Below are 19,943 nucleotides of genomic sequence, written 5' to 3'. Positions count from 1 at the left end.
GTAGAGAATTTACTATCTATAGATGTTTTACCGTAAATTAGATAGAAGGGATTGGACTCTATGAAAACTTTCACCTTAAAGGAAGTTTCAAAAAAAATAAATGTAAAACCTGCTACATTAAAAAAATGGGAAGAGGAACTTGTGGAATATCTAGAGATTCCTCGAACGAAACAAGGGGCAAGAATCTATTCACAGGTAGAAATAGATTTACTTTTAGAAATTAAAGAACTACACGATAAAAAACTAAATACGACGATGATTTTACAAACGTTGCGTGGAGAAATTGATATTAAAAAAGTAGTTGCTGAGCTTGAAGAAGAAATTTTTGAAATAGAAGAAGAAATTTATGAACTTCAAGATCAAACTTTTGAAACGGAAGAGGAAACTTTTGAACCTCATGGAGTAACTGCCGAACCAGAAACCCAGGAAATAGCAATTGTTTCTCAAGAAGGACCCCCCGTATCGGATGAGGAGATTGCGATTCAGAATGCAGATCAATTTTTCGTTGCTATGGATATGTATAAGCAAACCTTTTTAAATGAAGTAAAAGAAGAAATAAGAAGTGTCCTTCGTAAAGAAGTGGTTGATGAAGTCAAAAAAGAAATTGCAAATGGAACTAACTACACAGTTAATTCTCTTTCTGAATCAATAAACCAATCTAGCGCTACTACAAAAGCTGAACTCAAAGAACTTTCAATTCATTTAGACAAAAATGCAGAGCAGACTACTGATAGGCTTCTTTATTTATCAAAAAGTATTGTCAACGCATCTCATGAAACCTCAGAAGAAATTTATACATTATCAAAGCAGTTATCTGAATCTACTGAAGAACTCGCTCATTATGTCGATATTACAAATACGGAAATTATTAGTCTATCAGAGGTTATTGAAAAGGATCGTGAAAACCGTGTGAGAGAACGTGACGAATTCCGACATGATATCACACATAGAGAAGTTGCTTTTCAGAACTTGTTAACAAGTTTTCGAGATGTAGCAGCTGCAAAAGAAAAGAAATGGTGGAAGTTTTGGGAATAAGAAATGCGGAGAGCCGTAGGCGCATTCGTGCTTGACTTATCGTAGGTTGGAGAGCGAAGGACACTAGCCGCTAGGGCGCTCCTCAGAAAAGCTAACACTTTTCTTTCGTGCGAGGTAACGCTTCCGAAGCTTACTCTTGTGGAGCTAGACAGTAATCTAATTTCAGACTAATACTTATCTCACAAATGCCTTAACACTTGCTTTTGGTCGAATTTTTCAAGCGGGGGGGAATTATTATGAACACAAGCGAAGTTGCAAAATTATTAGGAGTATCACCTAGTACGATTCAAAGATGGGTAAAACAGCTTGAACTGCCAATGGAACGGAATGAACGTGGACATTATCATTTTAATAATGAGGATATTGATCTTCTAAAAAATATTCAGACGCAAATACAAAATGGAACCTTACTTCAAGAAATTGCTCCTGTTCAAGAAAAAAAATCTCGTAAGGGGATAGTAAAAGTACCTGAAAACAACGCTGAACTTGAAAGATTGTATACGATTGTTACCGAATTGGAAGCAAAGGTGAATTCAAAAGCAGACTCTGTTACCTCCTATCAGCTGCTTCAGCACCGCCGAGAAATCGAAGAATTACAGAATCAAGTCACAGTTTTAACAAAACAAGTGGAATCCCTCCAAACGCAGCTTTATGAGATAAAGAAAAATGCATTGCCTGATAAGCCGCTAGTGCTAGACAAGGGGAATAGGAAAAAGAAGAATATAGTCAGCTCCTTATTTGGATTTTTAGGATAGGCTGATTTCTGCCAAAACACAGCAGATTCATTAATTTTCGTTATAAAAGCAACAAAGTTTAAGTAAAGAGCCTTAGGATAAAAAATGCCGAATGTGTAGAGAGCACATTCGGCTTTTTCTTTTGACCTATATCTTTAATTCAACAAGTGGCTGTGTATATTTTTTAATCAAGTAACTGCCAAGAACCATACAAACCATGAAGGAAAACGCTATTAGGAATATATAATTTTCTGAAATAGCATTTGGTAAAATAGTTTGAGTTGATTTAATAATAAATCCATGGAATAGGTAGACATAAAGTGTTCTTTCACCAATTTTTGTGATTCGATATTGGTTCGATGGGATTAGCGGCAAGAACGCAAATACAACCATTAACGTTAAACCATATTGCAATGCTCGCAGCAGTCCATCACTGAGCTGCATTCCGCCCATGTTTTCATAAGAAGTATCCCCTAACAGCCATGGAACTGCGTCTTGTGGAAAACCTAATCCAAAGAATAAAAATGTCATTAAGAGAATGACTACTCCTGATGGAACAGCATACTTTGCCCCAATGATCCGTTTTAAATGCTCTCCATTTAATAAGAAGCCTAATAAAAAGTACGGAAAGAAAACAAATGTCCGTGATATACTCAAAAAACTTCCTGCTTCATCTATATAGCCAATCCCAATCCCGAGTAAAACAGCGATCAATAAACCCACCCATTTTAATCGAGCGAATATATAAAGCAGTAAATTCCAAAAGAATAAACTTAAAAGGAACCATAAGGACCAATGCGGTTGGAATAAATCAAATTCAAGCGTTTTTTCCTTCCCCACTAAAAAATAAAAAACAGAATAGATGATTTGAAAAATAAAATAGGGTATTAATATTTTTTGAACTGTCTTACGTAAATACCCTTCCTTTTTATAACCTTTCGCAAAGTATCCTGATATCAAAATAAATGCTGGCATATGAAACAGAAATATCACGGTATATAAAGTAAATAAAATCTTATCCTGCTCCTTATAAGGGCTAATCATATGCCCAAAAACAACAAGAAAAATTAATATAAATTTCGCATTATCAAAATATTTGCTTCTACTCGTCGTGGAAGCCATCCTATCCCCCCTACCTCTTTTTCACAAAAGATATTTTAACATAATTCATTATACGATTGTTTATCCTTACCTCCATTTTACCTTATCAATGTTACAAGGGGATTTATTATAAATTACTTTATGTTTCTGTAAAATTACAATTTCGAAATAATAATAGTAAATTCTTATGCCTATATCCCTCTTGGAAATTAATTCTATTACCAACTTTTATGACCTGATGATAAAAATCACATACACACAAAATGATTAGTGGTAGTATGCAGAGTAAGTTCTAAATTCTCAAACAAGAAACGGGGTTATAAATTGAACTTTCCACAATTAAAAATTGCACATATTATGCCAAAGGTTCCCATTTTCCAAGGTGGTATGGGGGTAGGTATTTCATTAAGTAAGCTAGCATCAGCTGTAGCCAATGCTGGCGGAGTCGGTATCATCTCCGGCACTGGTATTTCAACGGATGAAATGCGTGATCATATTAGAAAAGCAAAAAGTTTAGTTCAAGGTGCTGGATATATTGGCGTAAATGTATTGTTTGCGATGACTGATTTTGCAGAAAAAATGAAAGCAGCACTCGAAGAAAAGGTTGATTTTATTATTTCGGGGGCGGGAATTTCAAGGGATATGTATGCATGGGGTAGAGAGGCTGGCATTCCTGTCATTTCGATTGTGTCTTCAGCCAAATTGGCTAGAATTTCAGAAAGGCTTGGAGCTGCAGCGGTAGTAGTTGAGGGTTTTGAAGCGGGTGGACACCTTGGCACTGACAGACCAATGTTTGATATTCTTCCAGAGGTACTCGAAGCTGTTTCAATTCCCGTTCTTGCTGCAGGTGGCATTATGACCGGCGAAGATATTGCTAAGGCTATTTCAATGGGAGCTTCTGGGGTTCAGATGGGCACACGGTTTGCAGCAAGTGAAGAATGTGACGCTCCTCTTTCATTTAAACAGAAATATGTAAATGCCCGTCAAGAAGACTTAGTTTTAGTCAAAACAACGGTTGGCTTACACGGAAGAGCGATTGCCAATAACTTTACTAAATTAATTAGCGGGTCTGACAAATTAAAAATCACTAAATGCCATGATTGCCTGAAAAATTGTTCTTATCGCTTCTGTACGCTTGATTCCATGTTCAGAACTGTTGGAGGGGATACCGAAAATGGACATGTCTTTGCTGGTGCACAAGGGGATGTCGAAAATGGACTTGTCTTCGCTGGTGCAAGAGTTGGTGAAATCAAGGATATCCTCCCTGTCCAAACAATCATTGATAATCTAACGGCAGAGTATCAAAACGCTGTAAAATTTGCCTGATTATATAGTGAAAGAGCCATCCGAAAAAAATCGGTTGGCTCTTTTTTTATGGTAAGTTTTTAATTTTATTCATGATGGATGTTCTTGGTTTTGGGTCTGGTATTAACTCAGGAAACCCAATAGCTAATACCCCGATGAGATCATAGTTTTCAGGAACTCCTAGAATTTCCTGGTTTTTAGCTGTTACCCCAATGGATGACCAGAATGTACCTACCCCACCTGCCCAGGCAGCTAAATTAAAGTTCTGAACAAAACAGGCTGTCGCCAATGCGTTTTCCTCTTTCTCTATAGCTGAAGCACCATGTTTCGATATTACAGCAATAAGTACTGGAGCATTTCCAAAATCCGTCTTATGGTTCAGTTTTGCCCTTGTTTCCGGTCCAATAAAGTAAACTTCCCAAGGTTCAGTCATTCTGTGATTAGGGGCCATTTTTGCAGCCTCTAACCAGGAATAAATCAAATCAAGCGGTACCGCATCGGTTTTGAACTTTTTAATTGTACGTCGATTTTTGATTACATCTAGAACATTCATTTATTTTTCCCCCAATCTATTCAATATTCTTTTGTTCCTTCTAACTGATATTTTGGCTGTATCTCAACCGCCCCTATACGATACAAACCTTTCTTAAATCCAAGCAGAACGAAAAATAGTGCTTGAGCAAAGAAAAAGATCCCCCAAACTTGCGCTGGAATAAACGCAGTTAAATGAGATAAATTTGTCGCATCTCCTGCAGCATGGGGCTGTATCAAACTGATGATAAATATATCATATGCTGTACTAACCGATTCCACTAACAATATCGAAGCAATTAATAATACGAGGTTGTTGATTACCTTTTGACTTCCTTTTATAAGCAAGGCTAGAAATAACAAACCGAAAGATGCAAGCCAAAATAAACCATAGGGATTTCGGACCCATAATATAAAATTGATAAGTATTAATCCTAATAGCATATCGATGAAAAGTGTATACTTTTTCCTTTTGATTAACCAAAACGAAACGAAAGCCATTAAAGAAGAAATCATATACCCTGCAATACATGTTATAAAGTCGACAACCCAAATCGATTGAGTTCCGTGTGTAACACCATCTGCATTCATGAACAATGAGATTGATTCAACATTGCCCCCAAATAGCGCCATAAATGCGTGACCAGATTCATGGATTACCGTATTAATGATTCTAAAGTAATCACCTATTACCGGGATTTGTATTAAGACGAATGCCAACCCAAGGAAGAGGAAAAATTTAAGTCTAAGTTTATCTTTTATAGCTCTCAATTTACCTTCCCCTCTTTCATATAATTGCTTATTTTATTCCCATTTTAACACTTTTCTTTATATTCTGAAAATTTTTTTGCTTTAATATGCCCATAATAAACAATAGGAAAATAATAACAATGTTGTACAAACCAACAACTTTTATGTTAACATTAAGTTGTTGCAAATTGCGAACGTTTATTTTTTAAGGAGGACTGACTTTGATAGAGTTTAAAGACATCGTAAAAAAATATAAAAATAAAACGGTTATTAAGCCCTTCTCGCTAGATATAGATGCAGGGCAATTAGTTGTTTTTATCGGACCAAGCGGGTGTGGGAAAACCACTTTACTAAAAATGGTAAATAAATTAACACAGCCTTCAGCAGGAAAGATCTTTGTTAACGGAAAAGATATATCGACAATGGATGCCATCGAACTTAGGAGAAATATTGGCTATGTAATTCAAAATACAGGTCTCTTCCCTCATATGTCGATTGAAGAGAATTTGGAACTGATTCCAAAGCTTAAAGGTGAAGACCCAGCTTCAATTGTAAAAAAAACGGAGGATTTACTCCATGTAGTCGGATTAAATCCTTCTGAATTCTTGCACCGTTTCCCAAAAGAATTAAGTGGCGGGCAGCAGCAAAGAGTTGGGGTAGCAAGAGCATTTTCCACTGATTCAGATATCATTTTGATGGATGAGCCCTTCAGTGCATTGGATCCTGTTACTAGAAACTCGCTTCAGGATGAACTGGTACAAATGCAAAAAGAGCTTAACAAAACTATCATTTTCGTCACCCACGATATGGACGAAGCAATAAAAATCGCCGATAAGATTTGTATTTTAAAGGATGGCGATATTCTCCAGTTTGATACCCCTGAAAATATTCTCAAGAATCCAGCCAATGAATTTGTCGAAGGCTTTATTGGTAAAAGAAGAGTCTGGAATAACCCTGAACTATTAATGGCTGAGGATATTATGATTTCCAACCCTGTTAAGATTGCTGCTAAGCGAACCGTATTACAGGCAATCGAGATCATGAAATCTAATAAGGTTGATAGCTTAATGGTAACAGACAAAAATAATATTTTAATAGGATTAGTGACTTTAAAAGGAATCCAATTATTAAACCGAAATTCCGAGATTGAGAGTGTCATGGAGAAAAATGTTTTAGTTGTTTCGGAGGATAATAACTTAATTTCCGTGTTAGCAACGATGAATGAACATAAAATTGGCTACGTTCCAGTTATCAATCACTCAAAGCAATTAACAGGGCTTATAACAAGAAGCAGTATTTTATCGGCTTTAAGCAGCCAACTAATTGATTTGGAGGTGGCCTTTTAATGGCTGATTTTTATAACTATTTACAAGTAAACTACGAACAAATCCTAAATTTATTAGGACAACATATATATTTAAGTGTCATTTCGGTACTGATTGCGGTCATTATTGGGATTCCACTTGGAATATTGATTTCACGAGAACCAAAACTTTCAAAACCAATTATTGGAACGACCAATGTTATTCAAGCTGTACCAAGCTTGGCTTTACTTGGGTTCCTAATTCCGTTCATTGGAATTGGCAGTGCACCTGCCATCGTCATGGTCGTTCTGTATTCGCTACTTCCAATCGTAAAGAACACCTATACTGGATTAACGAACATTGATTCTGATATTCTGGAAGCCGCCAAAGGTATCGGTCTGACAAAGAGTCAAACCATGAAAAAGGTTCAGCTGCCGCTAGCCTTTCCGATGATTATGGCGGGTATCAGAATTTCTGCAGTAACAGCTGTTGGATTGATGACAATCGCTGCCTTCATAGGTGCAGGAGGACTTGGTTATCTTGTTTTCTCAGGTGTACAGACTGTAGATAATTACATGATTTTAGCAGGAGCCATCCCTGCATGCATTCTTGCACTGCTTATTGACTTTATCGTTGGTAAATTAGAAACTTCATTCTCTTATACTAATAAACAAAAATCCTCTTCAAAAGTAAGTAGGAAAGTAAAAAAGCTTGTGATAGGATTTGCTAGTATGATCATCGTTGTAGGTGGTGCCTTTACGGTTTATTCACAGGTAAATGCCGCAGATAAAATTGTCATTGGATCTAAAAATTACAGTGAACAGCTGATTTTAGGGAATATGCTTGCGGATTTAGTAGAAAGCAAGACTGAGCTTGAGGTTGAAAGAAAACTAAATCTAGGTGGTACACAGGTAGCCTTTGGTGCAATAAATAGCGGTGACATCGATGCATATGTGGAGTATACCGGGACTGGTCTTGTAAATATACTGAAGCAAAGTCCACAAAGTGATTCTGATAAAGTGTATGACTACGTAAAAAAGGAATTCAAAGAGAAGTATGGTATTGACATGTTAAAACCGCTTGGATTTAATAACACGTATGCAATAGCCGTACGTCAGGATACAGCAGAACAATTTAATCTGAACGCTGTCTCCGATCTTGCTAACATAAGCGATGGCTTGATTATGGGGCCAACGATTGAGTTTGCTAACCGAGAAGATGGATTAAATGGCCTAGAGACAGCCTATAATATGAAATTTAAAGATGTTCAAGCAGTTGACGGCGGATTGCGCTATACCGCTCTTGATAATCATAAAAGTGATGTCATCGATGCTTTTTCAACCGATGGATTGATTGAGGAATTTGGATTAAAGGTATTAGAGGATGATAAAAACTTCTTCCCTCCATACTATGCCGTTCCTATTGTCAAAGAAGAGACATTAGAGAAACATCCTGAATTAAAAGAAGCTCTAAATTTACTTGCTGGTACGTTGACAGACGATAAAATGCGAAATCTGAATTACAAAGTTGACAGCCTGAAGGAATCACCAGCTAAAGTAGCAAAAGAGTTTTTACAAGAAGAAGGTCTACTATAATTAGGAAAGCCGGCGCTGCCGGCTTTTTCTAATCTTCCATGAAATGAACGACTCGCTCATACGTTTCATCATCCCCAATAATCAGTAATAAATCTCCTTCTAGAATCAATGCATAGGGCCCCGGAGAAATAATCAATTCTCCCTTTCGCTTCATTCCTATTACAGTTCCCCCTGTATTCTGCCAAAATTTCACTTCCGAAATGGTCTTATCGATATGTATACAACCTGGAAAAACCTCTACCTCAATCGGTGCCAATGGATTGGTATGACGAAGCTTTGTAGAATAATCGGTGATTTTCTTTACTGTATCTAAAAGTTGCTCATCGATCTTGTTTTTCTCTTTCACTAGCATGTTAATTTCTTTTTCAAGGTCTTTGATACTGGCCAAATTCGAGAAACGATGAATATATTTATAAGCATTCTCCCGTGAAGAAATCACAATCCCGCTGCCCTTAGTCGAATGAACAATCTCCACATCTTCTAATATCTTTATTGCCCTGCGTACCGTCTCTGGTGACACCTTATATTCACTTGCCAATGTTGATCTTCCATGAATCTTTTCACCGACTTTGAATTTACCGTCGTAAATTCGATTCGCTAAATCGATGGCAATTCGTTCATAGGTTGGTATTTGTGCCCTCTGCATATATTCCTCCACTTTTACTGAGTCTATGTTATTGTATATTTCCACTATACTCTAAAAAAAATGGGGTTGGAATAGGAGGCTATCGTTTGGACATAATCATAGTAAACAAGAACGGTGTAATCTACCTGAGGTGAAAATATGAATCGTAAGCTAGTCCTAATTCTCAGTCTTCTTTATGTAGCATTTATGGCCTTTTTATTTTTTCATTATCGCTCCGATGGGGAATCATTTAAATCAACGGTTGCAATTGGGGGAATGGTTTGTGGGGCAGTTCCACTCCTCATATCCCTTTTTACAAGGCTTCAATTTAATCTTCCTATCGTTATTTCCTATTTATTATTCTTGGTCGGTTCCCAGTATTTCGGCTCAATCCTTGGCTGGTATGGACTAGGCTGGTGGGATACATTTATGCATTTCCTAAGTGGAGCCATCCTTGCCTTTTCAGGAATCGCCTTATATGAAAGACTAGTACATCGAGAGGCAGAAGTGGAAATTTCCCCTTGGATTATTTTCCTATTTACCTTATCTTTTGCCGCTTTCGGCGGTGTCTTATGGGAAATCTATGAATTCAGTTCTGATCAATTTTTCAATACGACCTTACAAGGCGGCGGGAATGACGATACGATGATTGATTTAATCTCCGATACTGGCGGTGGTTTGATTATTGCCGTTTTGGCGGGGCTAAGAACGAAGATAAAGATTAAGAAGAAACATGAATACCCACAATTAACATGAAAAAATGATTATCCCAGATAAATTTGAAATAACGCAGATATAATTCATTTATCGCAGATATAAAGAAAAAAGCAGTCTAAAATTAATTTTTAGAACTGCTTTTCCCATGTTATACTGGCACTGCTGCATAAAACTCATCGTAAAGGGCCTGAACAGCTCTTTTTTCATCCACTTCTTTCACACCGAACATCATACTTACTTCTGAGGAACCTTGGTTAATCATTTCAATATTGACCTCTGCTTTTGCTAAAGCTTTAGAGGCTCGTGCCATTGTTCCTACATTCCTCCGCATTCCCTCACCCACGACCATAATCAATGCGAGGCTGTGCTCAATCTTCACTACATCTGCATGCAATTCAGACTCAATTCTCCAGATAATTTCATTTTCCATATCAGGGTCAAGTTGTGACTCTCTTAAAATTACAGAAACATCATCAATTCCTGAAGGTGTATGTTCATAAGAGAGACCATATTCTTCTAAAATACTCAAAAGCTTACGCCCAAAGCCAATTTCCCGATTCATTAAGTATTTGCTGACATAAATACTGCAGAACCCTTCATCACTAGCAATTCCCACAACCGGTCCATTCGTATTATTCCGTGAATAGACAATTCTTGTCCCTGGTGCTGTAGGATTGTTTGTGTTCTTAATTTGAACAGGAATCCCAGCACGGAAAGCAGGTACTAGTGCTTCATCGTGCAGAACGGTAAATCCTGCGTAGGAAAGTTCACGCATTTCCCTATAGGTCAATTCTTTAATTTCCTTCGGATTTTTAACAAGATTAGGATTAACTGTAAATACAGCATCCACATCGGTAAAATTCTCATATAAAGTAGCCTTTATCCCATTGGCTAAAATAGAACCTGTTATATCCGAGCCACTCCGTGAAAAGGTGAACACTTCACCTTGTTTGCTATAACCAAAGAACCCTGGAAAAATAATAATTCCCGGAATCTCACGAAGGGAATATAAATTCTCATACGATTCTGGTAACACCTGTGCATTACCGGGTTCATCACTTACAAGCAATCCAGCTTTCCCCGGATTTATATAAGTAGCCTCTACGCCTCGCTCCCTAAAATAAGCAGCAACTAATTTCGCATTGTTATCCTCACCACTAGCTTTTACTAGGTCCATAAAGCGATCTGGTTTACTTTTGTCTCCATTTAATCTTTCAGATAAATCGTGATGAATTTCACTAATTACCTCATGAGGGAGATCTAACTCTGCTGCAATGGAGGAATATCTTGACATAACGGCGTTAAACTTCTCCTGTGGATTACTATCTTGCAGACATAGTTCAGCGCACTCTATCAACAAGTCCGTTACCTTCTCATCCTCAGCAAACCTCTTCCCCGGAGCAGATACAACCACTACCTTCCGCTCAGGGTCAGACATCACAATCTGAAAAACTTTTTCGATTTGTTCTCCTGACGCTAAAGAGGATCCACCAAACTTTACAACCTTCATTACAACATCACCTATCCCAAAAAGTATAATCTTAATTTTATCCCTATTCAGAAAATAATCAAGTGTTTTTTTCTTCCACAAAAAGACATTTGTGTTTCTGGGGAGGACAAAAAAACAGTAGAAATTATCCCCTGGATAATTTCACTGCAAATTCATCCCTGGATAATTTCACTGTTTCATTATATCTATAAAATGGGAAAGGATTTTAGCTGTAAGCCCCCAAATTGCCTTCTCTTCATAAAGATAAAAGTATTCATCAATTGCACGAGTCCGCCAATTGTAATTCTCCCCACCAACAATTAAATCAAAAGGAAATTTCTCCTCTGGCTCTACCTTAAAATTTAGATGATAAATATCCGGTGCATTTTCAATAAAGTAGGTTAACGGCACTGTAAATACCTCGCCTACTTCCGCGGGATTTGGTTGAATCTTTTCCGGTTTGTCAATGATGGCTACGAAAGGATAAATCATCATTCCAAAAGGGGAAATCATGAAATCAAGTGGAAAAACCTCCGACAAATTCTCACTGCTTATACCCAATTCCTCGATTGTTTCCCTAATCGCTGCACATTTTTCATCTACGTCCTGCGGATCAATTCTTCCTCCTGGGAAACAAATTTCTCCCGGCTGCCTTCGCAGCTGAAGTGAACGGACCTCAAACAAGACGTGAATGCCATCATCTTTTTGGATAAGTGGTATCATCACAGCATATTTTGAAAATTTATCACTTCCTAATATGGTAGGAGTATGGCTCTTTAATTTCAATTGAACACATTCTAAATTCATGATTTACACCTCCAAATTAAATCTATATATACAATAGTAACACTTATTATTTATTTAATGCTTATCTTATGGTTCTTACTCACGAAAAAACAATCCAATGTTTCTATCATCGGATTGTTTCAATTAATTTATTCCTTATTTTTCCACCCATGAAAACATATAGTTCGTGTCCTCTATCTGGCTCGCTGTCTTTACCACTTTTAGCGGATGGAAGGTGTCAATCATAACTGCAAGTTCGAGTGTTTCTTTTTTTCCAATGCTTGCTTCTGTTTTGCCAGGGTGCGGACCATGCGGAATGCCGCTTGGATGGAGAGTAATCGACTCCAATTGTACCCCTTTACGGCTCATGAAATTGCCTTTAACGTAATAAAGTAATTCATCGCTATTCACATTACTATGGTAGTATGGAGCAGGTATTGCTTCTGGATGGTAGTCAAACAATCTCGGCACAAAGGAACATACCACAAAGTTATTCCCTTCAAAGGTTTGATGAACTGGAGGCGGCTGATGAATTCGTCCTGTGATCGGCTCAAAATCCTCGACATTAAAAGCCCATGGATAGAGGTATCCATCCCAGCCAACAACATCTAAAGGATGATGACCCAATAGATGGGAATGAATCAATCCCCGCGATTTTGTTACTACCTCAAACTCTCCTATTTGATCAAAGGTCTCTAGTATTTCTGGACCCCGGAAATCACGCTCGCAAAACGGACTATGCTCTAACATTTGCCCATATTCATTGCGATAACGTTTTGGTGTAGTAATCTGGCTAAATGATTCGATAAACAGTATTTTCGTTACCTCATTCTCATTTGGAATCAATCGATAGATAGTCCCAATCGGAATTAATAGGTAATCCCCTGATCGATAGGTAATACTTCCGAACATCGTTTCAAGCTTGCCTGACCCGTAATGAATAAACATCATTTCGTCTCCATCACCATTACGATAAAAACTTTTCATTGTCTCATTAACAGAAGCAGTCCCAATTATTAAGTCTTGATTCCCTAAAATGTATTCCCGAGCTGTAAGAGCATCCCCTGTTTTGATGGTCTGGTTTGTCAAAAACAGCCTGTGCTTAAGTGCTTGCTGGTCTTCATATTCAGGCAAATACATGCCAACCAGCTCTGCTTTTAGCACTTCCGTTGGCATGTAGTGGTGATAAAGAATTGATTGCGTTCCGGAAAAACCGCGTGTCCCCATTACCTGCTCACGATAGAGACTACTATCGTCTTTTTTAAAAATGGTATGGCGTTTATGTGGAATCCTTCCCATTTGCCGGTAATACATCGTTTCACCTCACTTCATCATTTACAATAGAATTCTTTAATACTCCTAGTTTATCAATCTCCAATTCAACCACGTCACCCGGCTGCAGCCAGCGATGGACCTCTGTACCGAGTTCAAGGATGCACCCTGTCCCAACTGTACCAGAACCGATGATTTCTCCTGGATATAGAGTAACCCCTGCAGAAGCCCTCTCAATCATTTCTGCGAACGAATAGTAGATATCCTTCATATTTCCTTCAGAGAGGAGGGCTCCATTCACCTTCGCTTTCATGGTTATGTCAAAGCCTTTACGTGATTTACAATGCTCCAGCTCATCCTTGGTGATAATCCATGGTCCAATCGAGGTGGCAAAATCCTTCCCCTTTGCAGGACCGAGGCCTACCTTCATTTCCTGTCTCTGAAGGTCCCTAGCGCTCCAGTCATTTAAGATACAATAACCAAAAATATACTCATCGGCTTCTTCAGCAGAAATGTTCCTGCCTTGTTTCCCGATTACACACGCCACTTCCAGCTCGTAATCGAGCCAATTGCAGTCCATAGGCATGGAAATTTTATCTTCAGGTCCTTTAATCGCAAGGTGATTTGAAAAATAAAACACTGGTATTTGGTACCATTCTGGTATCATTTTCAGTCCTCTGTTCTCCCTTGCAGATTTCACATGCTGCTCAAAAGCATAAAAATCGCGAAAGCTTTTCGGAGCTGGCAGAGGCGCAAGAAGCCTAACTTCATTTAACGGATAGACACTTTTATCTTCTGCTGTGAGTTGTAAGATTTGTGAGGCTAATTGCATATTTTGTTCACTCTGCTCCAGGAAATCTATCAATTTTTCAGGCAAAATTCCGTTTGTTGCTTCATGCATATCAACAAGAAGGTCAGATTCTAACAAAACTCCTGACCTCACAGTCCTATCGCTTTTTTCAAAGGTTACGAATCTCATATTTTCACCTAGTTTCTTATTTCCTGATAATATCGAACGTTTTCCCTAATGGATTGGTATAGGTATGACCTGCCATTCTGCCAATAGGCTGAAGTTTCGCCGTGTCGATTCGCCCATTTTGAATTAATTCATCTTCAATATGGATATTCAAAACCATTCCAATTACAAGGCTCCCAGCACCTGGTTTGTCACCAAAATCCATCACCTGGTATAGCTCACATTCTAAATGAACCAAAGATTCCTTAATTCGCGGCACTTTCACCAAACGACTTGCCTCTTTTGTTAGGCCAGCCACATCCAGCTCATCTACCTCAGGAGCAAATTCTACAGCACAATCATTCATTTGCTTTGCCATATTTTCACTAACGATATTAATCACAAATTGTTTGGTATTTTCAATATTTAATAGTGTATCCTTTTTTGCTCCATCACTCCCCCTTCGCATCGGTGAAAAACAGATGAGCATGGGGTCTGCGCAAATCGCAGTAAAAAAGCTAAAAGGGGCAGCATTGGCGATTCCGTTTTCATCCACGGTTGACACAAAGGCAATCGGGCGAGGCAGAATGGAGCCAATTAATAGCTTATATGCGTCTCTCCATTCTAGTGTATCTGGTGAAACTTCCATTTCTCTCACCGCTCTTTCTTTTTACTCTTTGAAAAAGGGAGACCCCTCTCCCTTTTTCCTTCCGTTCAATCTTTTCCTCTTTAAAAATATCTCTAAAAACTTATAGGTTTCCTCTACGTTCCTGTTCCCTTTCAATTGATTCAAATAACGCCTTGAAGTTCCCTTCACCAAACCCACGTGCACCCTTACGCTGGATAATTTCTACAAATAGTGTCGGTCTGTCAACAATGGGCTTGGTAAAGATTTGCAGCAAATATCCCTCATCATCACGGTCAACAAGAATATTTAATTCACGAAGCTTCTCAATTTCTTCGTCAATTTTTCCAATACGCTGTCCCAAATCCTCATAATAGGTACTTGGTGTACTTAAGAACTCAACCCCATTCTTTTTCAAGGTGGCAACCGTTGAGACAATATCCTCTGTTAAAATAGCAAGATGCTGGACACCAGGACCATTGTAGAATTCTAAATATTCCTGGATTTGTGATTTCCGTTTCCCTTCCGCAGGTTCATTGATTGGAAACTTGATTCTACCGCCATTATGCATAACCTTTGACATCAGCGCTGAATACTCAGTGGTAATATCTTTATCCGTGAAATGTTTCATCTCAACAAATCCCATTACCTTGGAATAATATTCAACCCATTCCTCCATCCGTTCAACGTTTCCCACTACATGATCAATGCCTATTAATCCCGCATCCTCGATTGGAAGGTAAACCGAATATGGATCAAAGCCTGGCATGAAAACACCTTGATAATTTTTGCGTTCTACTAACGTATGGATGGTATCTCCATATGTACCGAGAACGGCCTTTTTAATCGTTCCTTTTTCATCCTTCAACTCAAATGGCGGCACAAGGGCAATGCCACCGCGCTTTATAGCAGCATTGTAGGCTTTATCGACATCGTCAACTAATAACGCAACGTCTTTTACCCCATCACCATGTTTTTTAACAAATTGGGCAGCTCGTGTATCTTCTTTATAAGAACCAGTAAGAACAAGGCGGATATTTCTTTGCTGAAGAACAAAGGAAACAGTTTCACGATTTCCCGTTTCAAGGCCGGAATAGGCAACTGGTTTAAATCCAAACGCAGTACAAAAGAAGTGGCAGGCCTGCTTTGCATTACCTGTATAAATTTCAATATAGTCTACATCATGAACGGGAAAGAAATCGTTAACAAGTTCTTCAGCCTTGATTCTTTTTTCTTTCATTTATATTCCTCCTATTATCTTTTAATTAATAATATTCAGAATATAGTTTAAGTGATACTAACGTGTCCCCTCAAGAGCGGGGGTTAAAGCGATAACGCTTTTGAGCAGTAAAGATTTGTACTTTCCTTTTGACCGAATGGCAGCTTCTTTACCTTTTTTCGGGTAAGTAAGACCTCTCCACTTGACCCAACACTAAATTCTTTCCTTTTTCGGTCAAGTGGGACCTCTCCACTTGACCCAACACTAGATTCTTTCCTTTTTTGGTCAAGTGGGACCTCTCCACTTGACCCAACACTAGATTCTCTCCTTTTTCGGTCAAGTGGGACCTCTCCACTTGACCCAACGCTAGCCTCCTTCCTCTTTCGGGCAAGTGGAATCTCCACATTTTACCGAAAACACACAAAAAAAAAACAACCCTAAAAAAGGCTGTTTCTCCATCGTTTTATGACAATACCGCGCGGTCGCTGGCCATTTGTACGCCGCGAATTCTTTTAAATTCCTCTAACAATCCTTCAATGGTTAGGTTTTTCTTGTTCTCAGCGTCTACTTCTAAGATGATTTGACCTTTATCCATCATAATTAACCGGTTTCCAAGATCAATCGCTTGCTGCATGTTATGAGTGACCATTAATGTCGTAAGCTGATATTTCCCCACAATCTCACGTGTTAGATTGGTGATTAATTCAGCTCTTGATGGGTCTAGCGCAGCAGTATGCTCATCAAGCAATAAGATGGAGGGTTCTGTGAATGTTGCCATTAACAGCGACAATGCCTGTCGTTCTCCACCCGATAGCAATCCCACCTTTGCACTTAAACGGTTTTCTAAGCCAAGGTGCAAGGATTCAAGCACCTCACGAAAGTAATCACGTCTTTTTTTCGTGACTCCCCTTCTGAAGGTCCTCGTTTTATTTCGTGAGTAGGCCATCGCTAAGTTTTCTTCAATCGTCATACTGGGAGCCGTTCCTGCCATTGGGTCTTGAAATACTCGTCCAATCATTTTTGATCGTTTATACTCAGACATGGTGGTTACATTTTTACCGGCAATTTGGATATCACCAATATCAGGTACCAAACCTCCTGAAATAATATTCATTAAGGTCGATTTCCCTGCACCATTACTTCCGATAACAGTAACAAAGTCACCTGGTTTCAAGGTTAGATTTACGTGGTCAATTGCAATTTTTTCATCAGGTGTACCTTCATTAAAAATCTTATGAATCTGATTTAATTCAAGCATGGTTCTCACCCTTTCGCTCAGCCGCTGCTTGTAACATGTTCAGCTTTTCTTGTCTTCTCCGGGCTTTACGCTTTTTCTCTTTAGAATGTTCAATCATTTTTGGTGCCGTTAAGGCAATGATGACAATTAATGCAGTGATTACCTTCATATCACCTGGGTCGAGGAAATCCACCCTTAATGCAAGTGTAACCACAATACGGTAGATGATTGCTCCTCCGATAACTGCAAGTGTTGCCCTTGCAATCGATTTGGTGCCAAACAAGGCCTCACCGATAATAACAGAGGCTAAACCAATAACAATCATCCCGATTCCCATACCAACATCCGCAAAACCACCTTGCTGCGCAATTAAGGCACCCGAAAAAGCTACAAGTGCATTGGATAATCCAAGGCCCAGAATGGTAAGGAGATTTGTATTGGCAGAAAAACTGCGAATCATTTGTTTATTGTTACCGGTCGCCCTTAAGGCAAGACCAATTTCCGTTTGTAAAAATAAATCCGTAAGCCATTTGATTACTAAGGTAACGATAATCATAAAAATAAAAATTCCCCATGTATCAGGAAGGCTGTCACCAAGACCAACCATTGTTAGAAGACTGTTGAAAAAAGAATCAACACCAAGGTTTTCGAAAATTGTACCGATTTTCGTAAAAGAAGTTTCCGTATTCAGTAAGGGAATATTTGATCTTCCCATTATTCTAAGATTAATAGAATATAAGGCAATCATCATTAAAATACCAGCTAGCAAATTATTAATTTTCCCAAAGGTATGGAGCAGTCCTGTCATACAACCTGCTGCAAAACCTGCAAATAGTGCTAATATCGTGGCTAAAAACGGGTTAACCCCGCCAGCAATCAAGACTGCTGATAAAGCTGCACCTGTAACAAAACTCCCATCTACCGTTAAATCCGGAAAATCCAGAATACGAAAGGAAAGATAGACGCCTAGTGCCATAATCGCGTAGATGATACCTGATTCAAATGATCCAAATATGGCTGTAAACATTGAGATCATCCTTTCTTTAAGTCGTTGTAAAGGCTCTTTTCTTAACCTTTGTTGCTTTTTGGAACAAAATTTAATAAGAAAAGAGCCTGCAAACTAAATTCTAAAGTGCAAAATAACTATTTCGACGTTAAAATCGGCTTTAAGATTTTAACAACAATCTTTACGAAACAGCCTAATATTTAATTGAATAAATACCTTTTTTAGTGATGAAGGAGTCAACCATGTTAGCGGCTGACTCCCAGCATTACAAAGAATTATTATTTACCTTCGTAAAACTCACCAAGGTCTTTCCATTCGTCTTTCACTTCAAGCCCCTGTGCTTCTGCAGCTTGTTTATTAATGACAAGTGTTAAACTGCTTGGCAATTCTACTGGAATTTCAGAAGGCTTTTTATTCCCGCTTAAAATTTCAGCTGCCATTAAACCTGATTGATAACCAATGTCGAAATATTCAAAGCCACTCGCTGCAACTGCACCTTTTTTCATTGAATCTAGCTCACCAACAAATAGAGGGATTTTTTTGCTGTTTGCAACTGAAATAACTGACTCAAGAGCAGAGACAACCGTATTATCTGTTGGAATATAGATAGCATCTACACGACCGACTAGGGATTCAGCCGCCTGCTTTACTTCAGCAGAGGTAGAGACAGACACTTCCACAAGCTTAGCACCCTTACCTTCAGCTAATTTTTTCACTTCGTCCACTTGAGCTATAGAGTTTTGTTCACCAGAATTATAGATAACACCAATATTTTTTGCTTTTACTTCTTCTGTAATAAAGTTTATCGTTTTTGCAGTTCCCTCAGGATGGTTATCCGTTGTACCTGTGATATTATCACCAGGCTGATCAAATGCTTTGACTAATTCAGCACCCACAGGATCTGTTACCGAAGTAAAGATAATTGGAATATCCTTCGTAGCATTTAAAGCACCTGTTGCACTTGGAGTTGCATTTGCAAAAATAAGATCGACTTTATCCCCAACAAAATTATTAGAGATCGTTTGAACATTGGCCGATTCGCCTTGAGCGTTTTGCTCGTCATACTCAACTTTAATGCCTTTATCCGCTAATGCCTTTTTAAAGCCCTCAGTCGCTGCATCCAATGATGGATGTGTAGCATATTGAGATATCCCGATTTTAAATACCTTTTCCCCATCTTTTTCCGTTCCACCTGCCGATTCCTTGCTGCCGCACCCAGCAAGCATCATCATCCCTGCTAAGGCAAAAGATAATACTTTTACACCTTTTTTCATTATTACATCCCCCTATTACCCTTTTCTAATTTTGCAAAAATTTATTATATTATAAAAGTTATTCTAGTATTTTTTTAGACTAAAAGCAATAGAATTACCCAAAATTATTTTTCCGCTTTAAAGCGACAAATTTTTCAACAATTTAAAAAATAAAAAAAAGCCCTCAATGATATGAGAGCTTTAAAGGTTACCTATTCCATTATCTAGTTAATAATATTTATTTTCCAATCCTGTGTTTGATCTAATAATTTATCGATTTCTATTTTTTTTAACTTTTTTATGTTTTTCTCAGATGTTAGATTTGCAGTTTTCTCTAGCAGCTTATCGATATCAATCATAATAGTTCCCATATCTAACCTCCATATTTTTAGTTACCAAATGAT

The 19,943-nt window shown here is 38.2% G+C and carries 21 protein-coding genes; 6 read left to right on the top strand and 15 right to left on the bottom strand.

Features of this window, described 5'->3' with window-relative positions; translation table 11 throughout:
- Positions 1-60: 60 nt before the first annotated feature.
- Positions 61-1,035 carry a MerR family transcriptional regulator gene (locus J2Y03_RS02535; RefSeq protein WP_310190370.1) on the top strand — a complete coding sequence of 325 codons (975 nt, stop codon included), beginning with the start codon at positions 61-63 and terminating at the stop codon, positions 1,033-1,035.
- 236 nt (positions 1,036-1,271) lie between these two features.
- On the top strand, positions 1,272-1,790 hold the full coding sequence (locus J2Y03_RS02530; RefSeq protein ID WP_132094356.1) for a MerR family transcriptional regulator: 519 nt from the start codon (positions 1,272-1,274) through the stop codon (positions 1,788-1,790).
- 126 nt (positions 1,791-1,916) lie between these two features.
- Here J2Y03_RS02530 and J2Y03_RS02525 read toward each other — a convergent pair whose 3' ends face one another.
- Entirely contained in the window at positions 1,917-2,891 is a 975-nt protein-coding gene (locus tag J2Y03_RS02525; protein WP_310190367.1) for an acyltransferase family protein, read from the bottom strand.
- Between the two features lie 336 nt (positions 2,892-3,227).
- On the opposite strand from J2Y03_RS02525, the gene J2Y03_RS02520 reads away from it, so the two are divergent.
- Entirely contained in the window at positions 3,228-4,196 is a 969-nt protein-coding gene (locus J2Y03_RS02520) for an NAD(P)H-dependent flavin oxidoreductase (RefSeq protein ID WP_207909470.1), read from the top strand.
- A 46-nt stretch (positions 4,197-4,242) separates the two neighbouring features.
- Here the strand turns inward: J2Y03_RS02520 and J2Y03_RS02515 are convergent, their stop codons facing one another.
- Positions 4,243-4,728: a nitroreductase family protein gene (locus tag J2Y03_RS02515; protein WP_132094364.1), complete on the bottom strand. Its 486-nt coding sequence runs from the start codon at positions 4,726-4,728 to the stop codon at positions 4,243-4,245.
- 20 nt (positions 4,729-4,748) lie between these two features.
- Entirely contained in the window at positions 4,749-5,477 is a 729-nt protein-coding gene (locus J2Y03_RS02510; protein WP_310190364.1) for a M50 family metallopeptidase, read from the bottom strand.
- A 200-nt stretch (positions 5,478-5,677) separates the two neighbouring features.
- Here J2Y03_RS02510 and J2Y03_RS02505 point away from each other — a divergent pair, with 200 nt between their 5' ends.
- Positions 5,678-6,802, top strand: a complete 1,125-nt coding sequence (locus J2Y03_RS02505) for an ABC transporter ATP-binding protein (RefSeq protein ID WP_310190361.1) — start codon at positions 5,678-5,680, stop codon at positions 6,800-6,802.
- Positions 6,802-8,355, top strand: a complete 1,554-nt coding sequence (locus J2Y03_RS02500; protein WP_310190358.1) for an ABC transporter permease/substrate-binding protein — start codon at positions 6,802-6,804, stop codon at positions 8,353-8,355. The genes J2Y03_RS02505 and J2Y03_RS02500 overlap by 1 nt, the downstream gene beginning before the upstream one ends.
- 28 nt (positions 8,356-8,383) lie before the next feature.
- Here J2Y03_RS02500 and J2Y03_RS02495 read toward each other — a convergent pair whose 3' ends face one another.
- Complete coding sequence (locus J2Y03_RS02495) at positions 8,384-9,001, bottom strand: GntR family transcriptional regulator (RefSeq protein ID WP_207909465.1); 618 nt, start codon at positions 8,999-9,001, stop codon at positions 8,384-8,386.
- A 138-nt stretch (positions 9,002-9,139) separates the two neighbouring features.
- Here J2Y03_RS02495 and J2Y03_RS02490 point away from each other — a divergent pair, with 138 nt between their 5' ends.
- Positions 9,140-9,736 carry a hypothetical protein gene (locus J2Y03_RS02490; protein WP_310190356.1) on the top strand — a complete coding sequence of 199 codons (597 nt, stop codon included), beginning with the start codon at positions 9,140-9,142 and terminating at the stop codon, positions 9,734-9,736.
- Positions 9,737-9,845: 109 nt separating this feature from the next.
- Here the strand turns inward: J2Y03_RS02490 and J2Y03_RS02485 are convergent, their stop codons facing one another.
- The 11 genes from J2Y03_RS02485 to J2Y03_RS02435 form a co-directional block, all read right to left on the bottom strand.
- Positions 9,846-11,207, bottom strand: a complete 1,362-nt coding sequence (locus tag J2Y03_RS02485) for an aspartate kinase (RefSeq protein WP_310190354.1) — start codon at positions 11,205-11,207, stop codon at positions 9,846-9,848.
- A gap of 168 nt (positions 11,208-11,375) precedes the next feature.
- Positions 11,376-11,993 carry an NUDIX hydrolase gene (locus J2Y03_RS02480; RefSeq protein WP_310190351.1) on the bottom strand — a complete coding sequence of 206 codons (618 nt, stop codon included), beginning with the start codon at positions 11,991-11,993 and terminating at the stop codon, positions 11,376-11,378.
- A 135-nt stretch (positions 11,994-12,128) separates the two neighbouring features.
- Positions 12,129-13,286: a homogentisate 1,2-dioxygenase gene (locus J2Y03_RS02475; protein WP_310190348.1), complete on the bottom strand. Its 1,158-nt coding sequence runs from the start codon at positions 13,284-13,286 to the stop codon at positions 12,129-12,131.
- Positions 13,287-13,290: 4 nt separating this feature from the next.
- Positions 13,291-14,223, bottom strand: a complete 933-nt coding sequence (locus tag J2Y03_RS02470) for a fumarylacetoacetate hydrolase family protein (protein WP_310190345.1) — start codon at positions 14,221-14,223, stop codon at positions 13,291-13,293.
- Positions 14,224-14,239: 16 nt separating this feature from the next.
- Complete coding sequence (locus J2Y03_RS02465) at positions 14,240-14,848, bottom strand: flavin reductase family protein (protein WP_310191331.1); 609 nt, start codon at positions 14,846-14,848, stop codon at positions 14,240-14,242.
- A 100-nt stretch (positions 14,849-14,948) separates the two neighbouring features.
- The gene (hppD, locus tag J2Y03_RS02460) at positions 14,949-16,064 is read right to left on the bottom strand and encodes a 4-hydroxyphenylpyruvate dioxygenase (RefSeq protein ID WP_132094397.1); all 1,116 of its coding nucleotides are present in this window, start codon (positions 16,062-16,064) and stop codon (positions 14,949-14,951) included.
- A gap of 83 nt (positions 16,065-16,147) precedes the next feature.
- A complete protein-coding gene (locus tag J2Y03_RS02455; RefSeq protein WP_310190341.1) occupies positions 16,148-16,447 on the bottom strand; it encodes a hypothetical protein in 300 nt (99 codons plus the stop codon).
- A 59-nt stretch (positions 16,448-16,506) separates the two neighbouring features.
- Positions 16,507-17,301: an ABC transporter ATP-binding protein gene (locus tag J2Y03_RS02450; protein ID WP_310190338.1), complete on the bottom strand. Its 795-nt coding sequence runs from the start codon at positions 17,299-17,301 to the stop codon at positions 16,507-16,509.
- On the bottom strand, positions 17,294-18,307 hold the full coding sequence (locus J2Y03_RS02445; RefSeq protein WP_310191328.1) for an ABC transporter permease: 1,014 nt from the start codon (positions 18,305-18,307) through the stop codon (positions 17,294-17,296). The genes J2Y03_RS02450 and J2Y03_RS02445 overlap by 8 nt, the downstream gene beginning before the upstream one ends.
- Positions 18,308-18,564: 257 nt before the next feature.
- Positions 18,565-19,560, bottom strand: coding sequence for an ABC transporter substrate-binding protein (locus J2Y03_RS02440; RefSeq protein ID WP_132094407.1), 996 nt, complete (start codon positions 19,558-19,560; stop codon positions 18,565-18,567).
- 203 nt (positions 19,561-19,763) lie between these two features.
- Positions 19,764-19,910, bottom strand: coding sequence for a hypothetical protein (locus J2Y03_RS02435; protein WP_165903172.1), 147 nt, complete (start codon positions 19,908-19,910; stop codon positions 19,764-19,766).
- Positions 19,911-19,943: the final 33 nt, after the last annotated feature.

The organism is Neobacillus niacini, from assembly GCF_031457145.1.
In the GTDB taxonomy this organism is placed as follows: domain Bacteria; phylum Bacillota; class Bacilli; order Bacillales; family Cytobacillaceae; genus Neobacillus; species Neobacillus niacini_J.
The sequence above is the reverse complement of the archived record's forward strand: the minus strand, read 5'-3'. Positions and strand labels throughout refer to the sequence as shown.

Bases quoted from the DNA above. Each gene is read 5' to 3' on its own strand.
- J2Y03_RS02490 (WP_310190356.1), top strand. From the start codon at position 9,140: ATGAATCGTAAGCTAGTCCTAATTCTCAGTCTTCTTTATGTAGCATTT.
- J2Y03_RS02530 (WP_132094356.1), top strand. From the start codon at position 1,272: ATGAACACAAGCGAAGTTGCAAAATTATTAGGAGTATCACCTAGTACG.
- J2Y03_RS02440 (WP_132094407.1), bottom strand. From the start codon at position 19,560: ATGAAAAAAGGTGTAAAAGTATTATCTTTTGCCTTAGCAGGGATGATG.
- J2Y03_RS02485 (WP_310190354.1), bottom strand. From the start codon at position 11,207: ATGAAGGTTGTAAAGTTTGGTGGATCCTCTTTAGCGTCAGGAGAACAA.
- J2Y03_RS02480 (WP_310190351.1), bottom strand. From the start codon at position 11,993: ATGAATTTAGAATGTGTTCAATTGAAATTAAAGAGCCATACTCCTACC.
- J2Y03_RS02520 (WP_207909470.1), top strand. From the start codon at position 3,228: ATGCCAAAGGTTCCCATTTTCCAAGGTGGTATGGGGGTAGGTATTTCA.
- hppD (WP_132094397.1), bottom strand. From the start codon at position 16,064: ATGAAAGAAAAAAGAATCAAGGCTGAAGAACTTGTTAACGATTTCTTT.
- J2Y03_RS02525 (WP_310190367.1), bottom strand. From the start codon at position 2,891: ATGGCTTCCACGACGAGTAGAAGCAAATATTTTGATAATGCGAAATTT.
- J2Y03_RS02465 (WP_310191331.1), bottom strand. From the start codon at position 14,848: ATGGAAGTTTCACCAGATACACTAGAATGGAGAGACGCATATAAGCTA.
- J2Y03_RS02495 (WP_207909465.1), bottom strand. From the start codon at position 9,001: ATGCAGAGGGCACAAATACCAACCTATGAACGAATTGCCATCGATTTA.
- J2Y03_RS02515 (WP_132094364.1), bottom strand. From the start codon at position 4,728: ATGAATGTTCTAGATGTAATCAAAAATCGACGTACAATTAAAAAGTTC.
- J2Y03_RS02470 (WP_310190345.1), bottom strand. From the start codon at position 14,223: ATGAGATTCGTAACCTTTGAAAAAAGCGATAGGACTGTGAGGTCAGGA.
- J2Y03_RS02535 (WP_310190370.1), top strand. From the start codon at position 61: ATGAAAACTTTCACCTTAAAGGAAGTTTCAAAAAAAATAAATGTAAAA.
- J2Y03_RS02475 (WP_310190348.1), bottom strand. From the start codon at position 13,286: ATGTATTACCGGCAAATGGGAAGGATTCCACATAAACGCCATACCATT.
- J2Y03_RS02500 (WP_310190358.1), top strand. From the start codon at position 6,802: ATGGCTGATTTTTATAACTATTTACAAGTAAACTACGAACAAATCCTA.
- J2Y03_RS02450 (WP_310190338.1), bottom strand. From the start codon at position 17,301: ATGCTTGAATTAAATCAGATTCATAAGATTTTTAATGAAGGTACACCT.
- J2Y03_RS02435 (WP_165903172.1), bottom strand. From the start codon at position 19,910: ATGGGAACTATTATGATTGATATCGATAAGCTGCTAGAGAAAACTGCA.
- J2Y03_RS02445 (WP_310191328.1), bottom strand. From the start codon at position 18,307: ATGTTTACAGCCATATTTGGATCATTTGAATCAGGTATCATCTACGCG.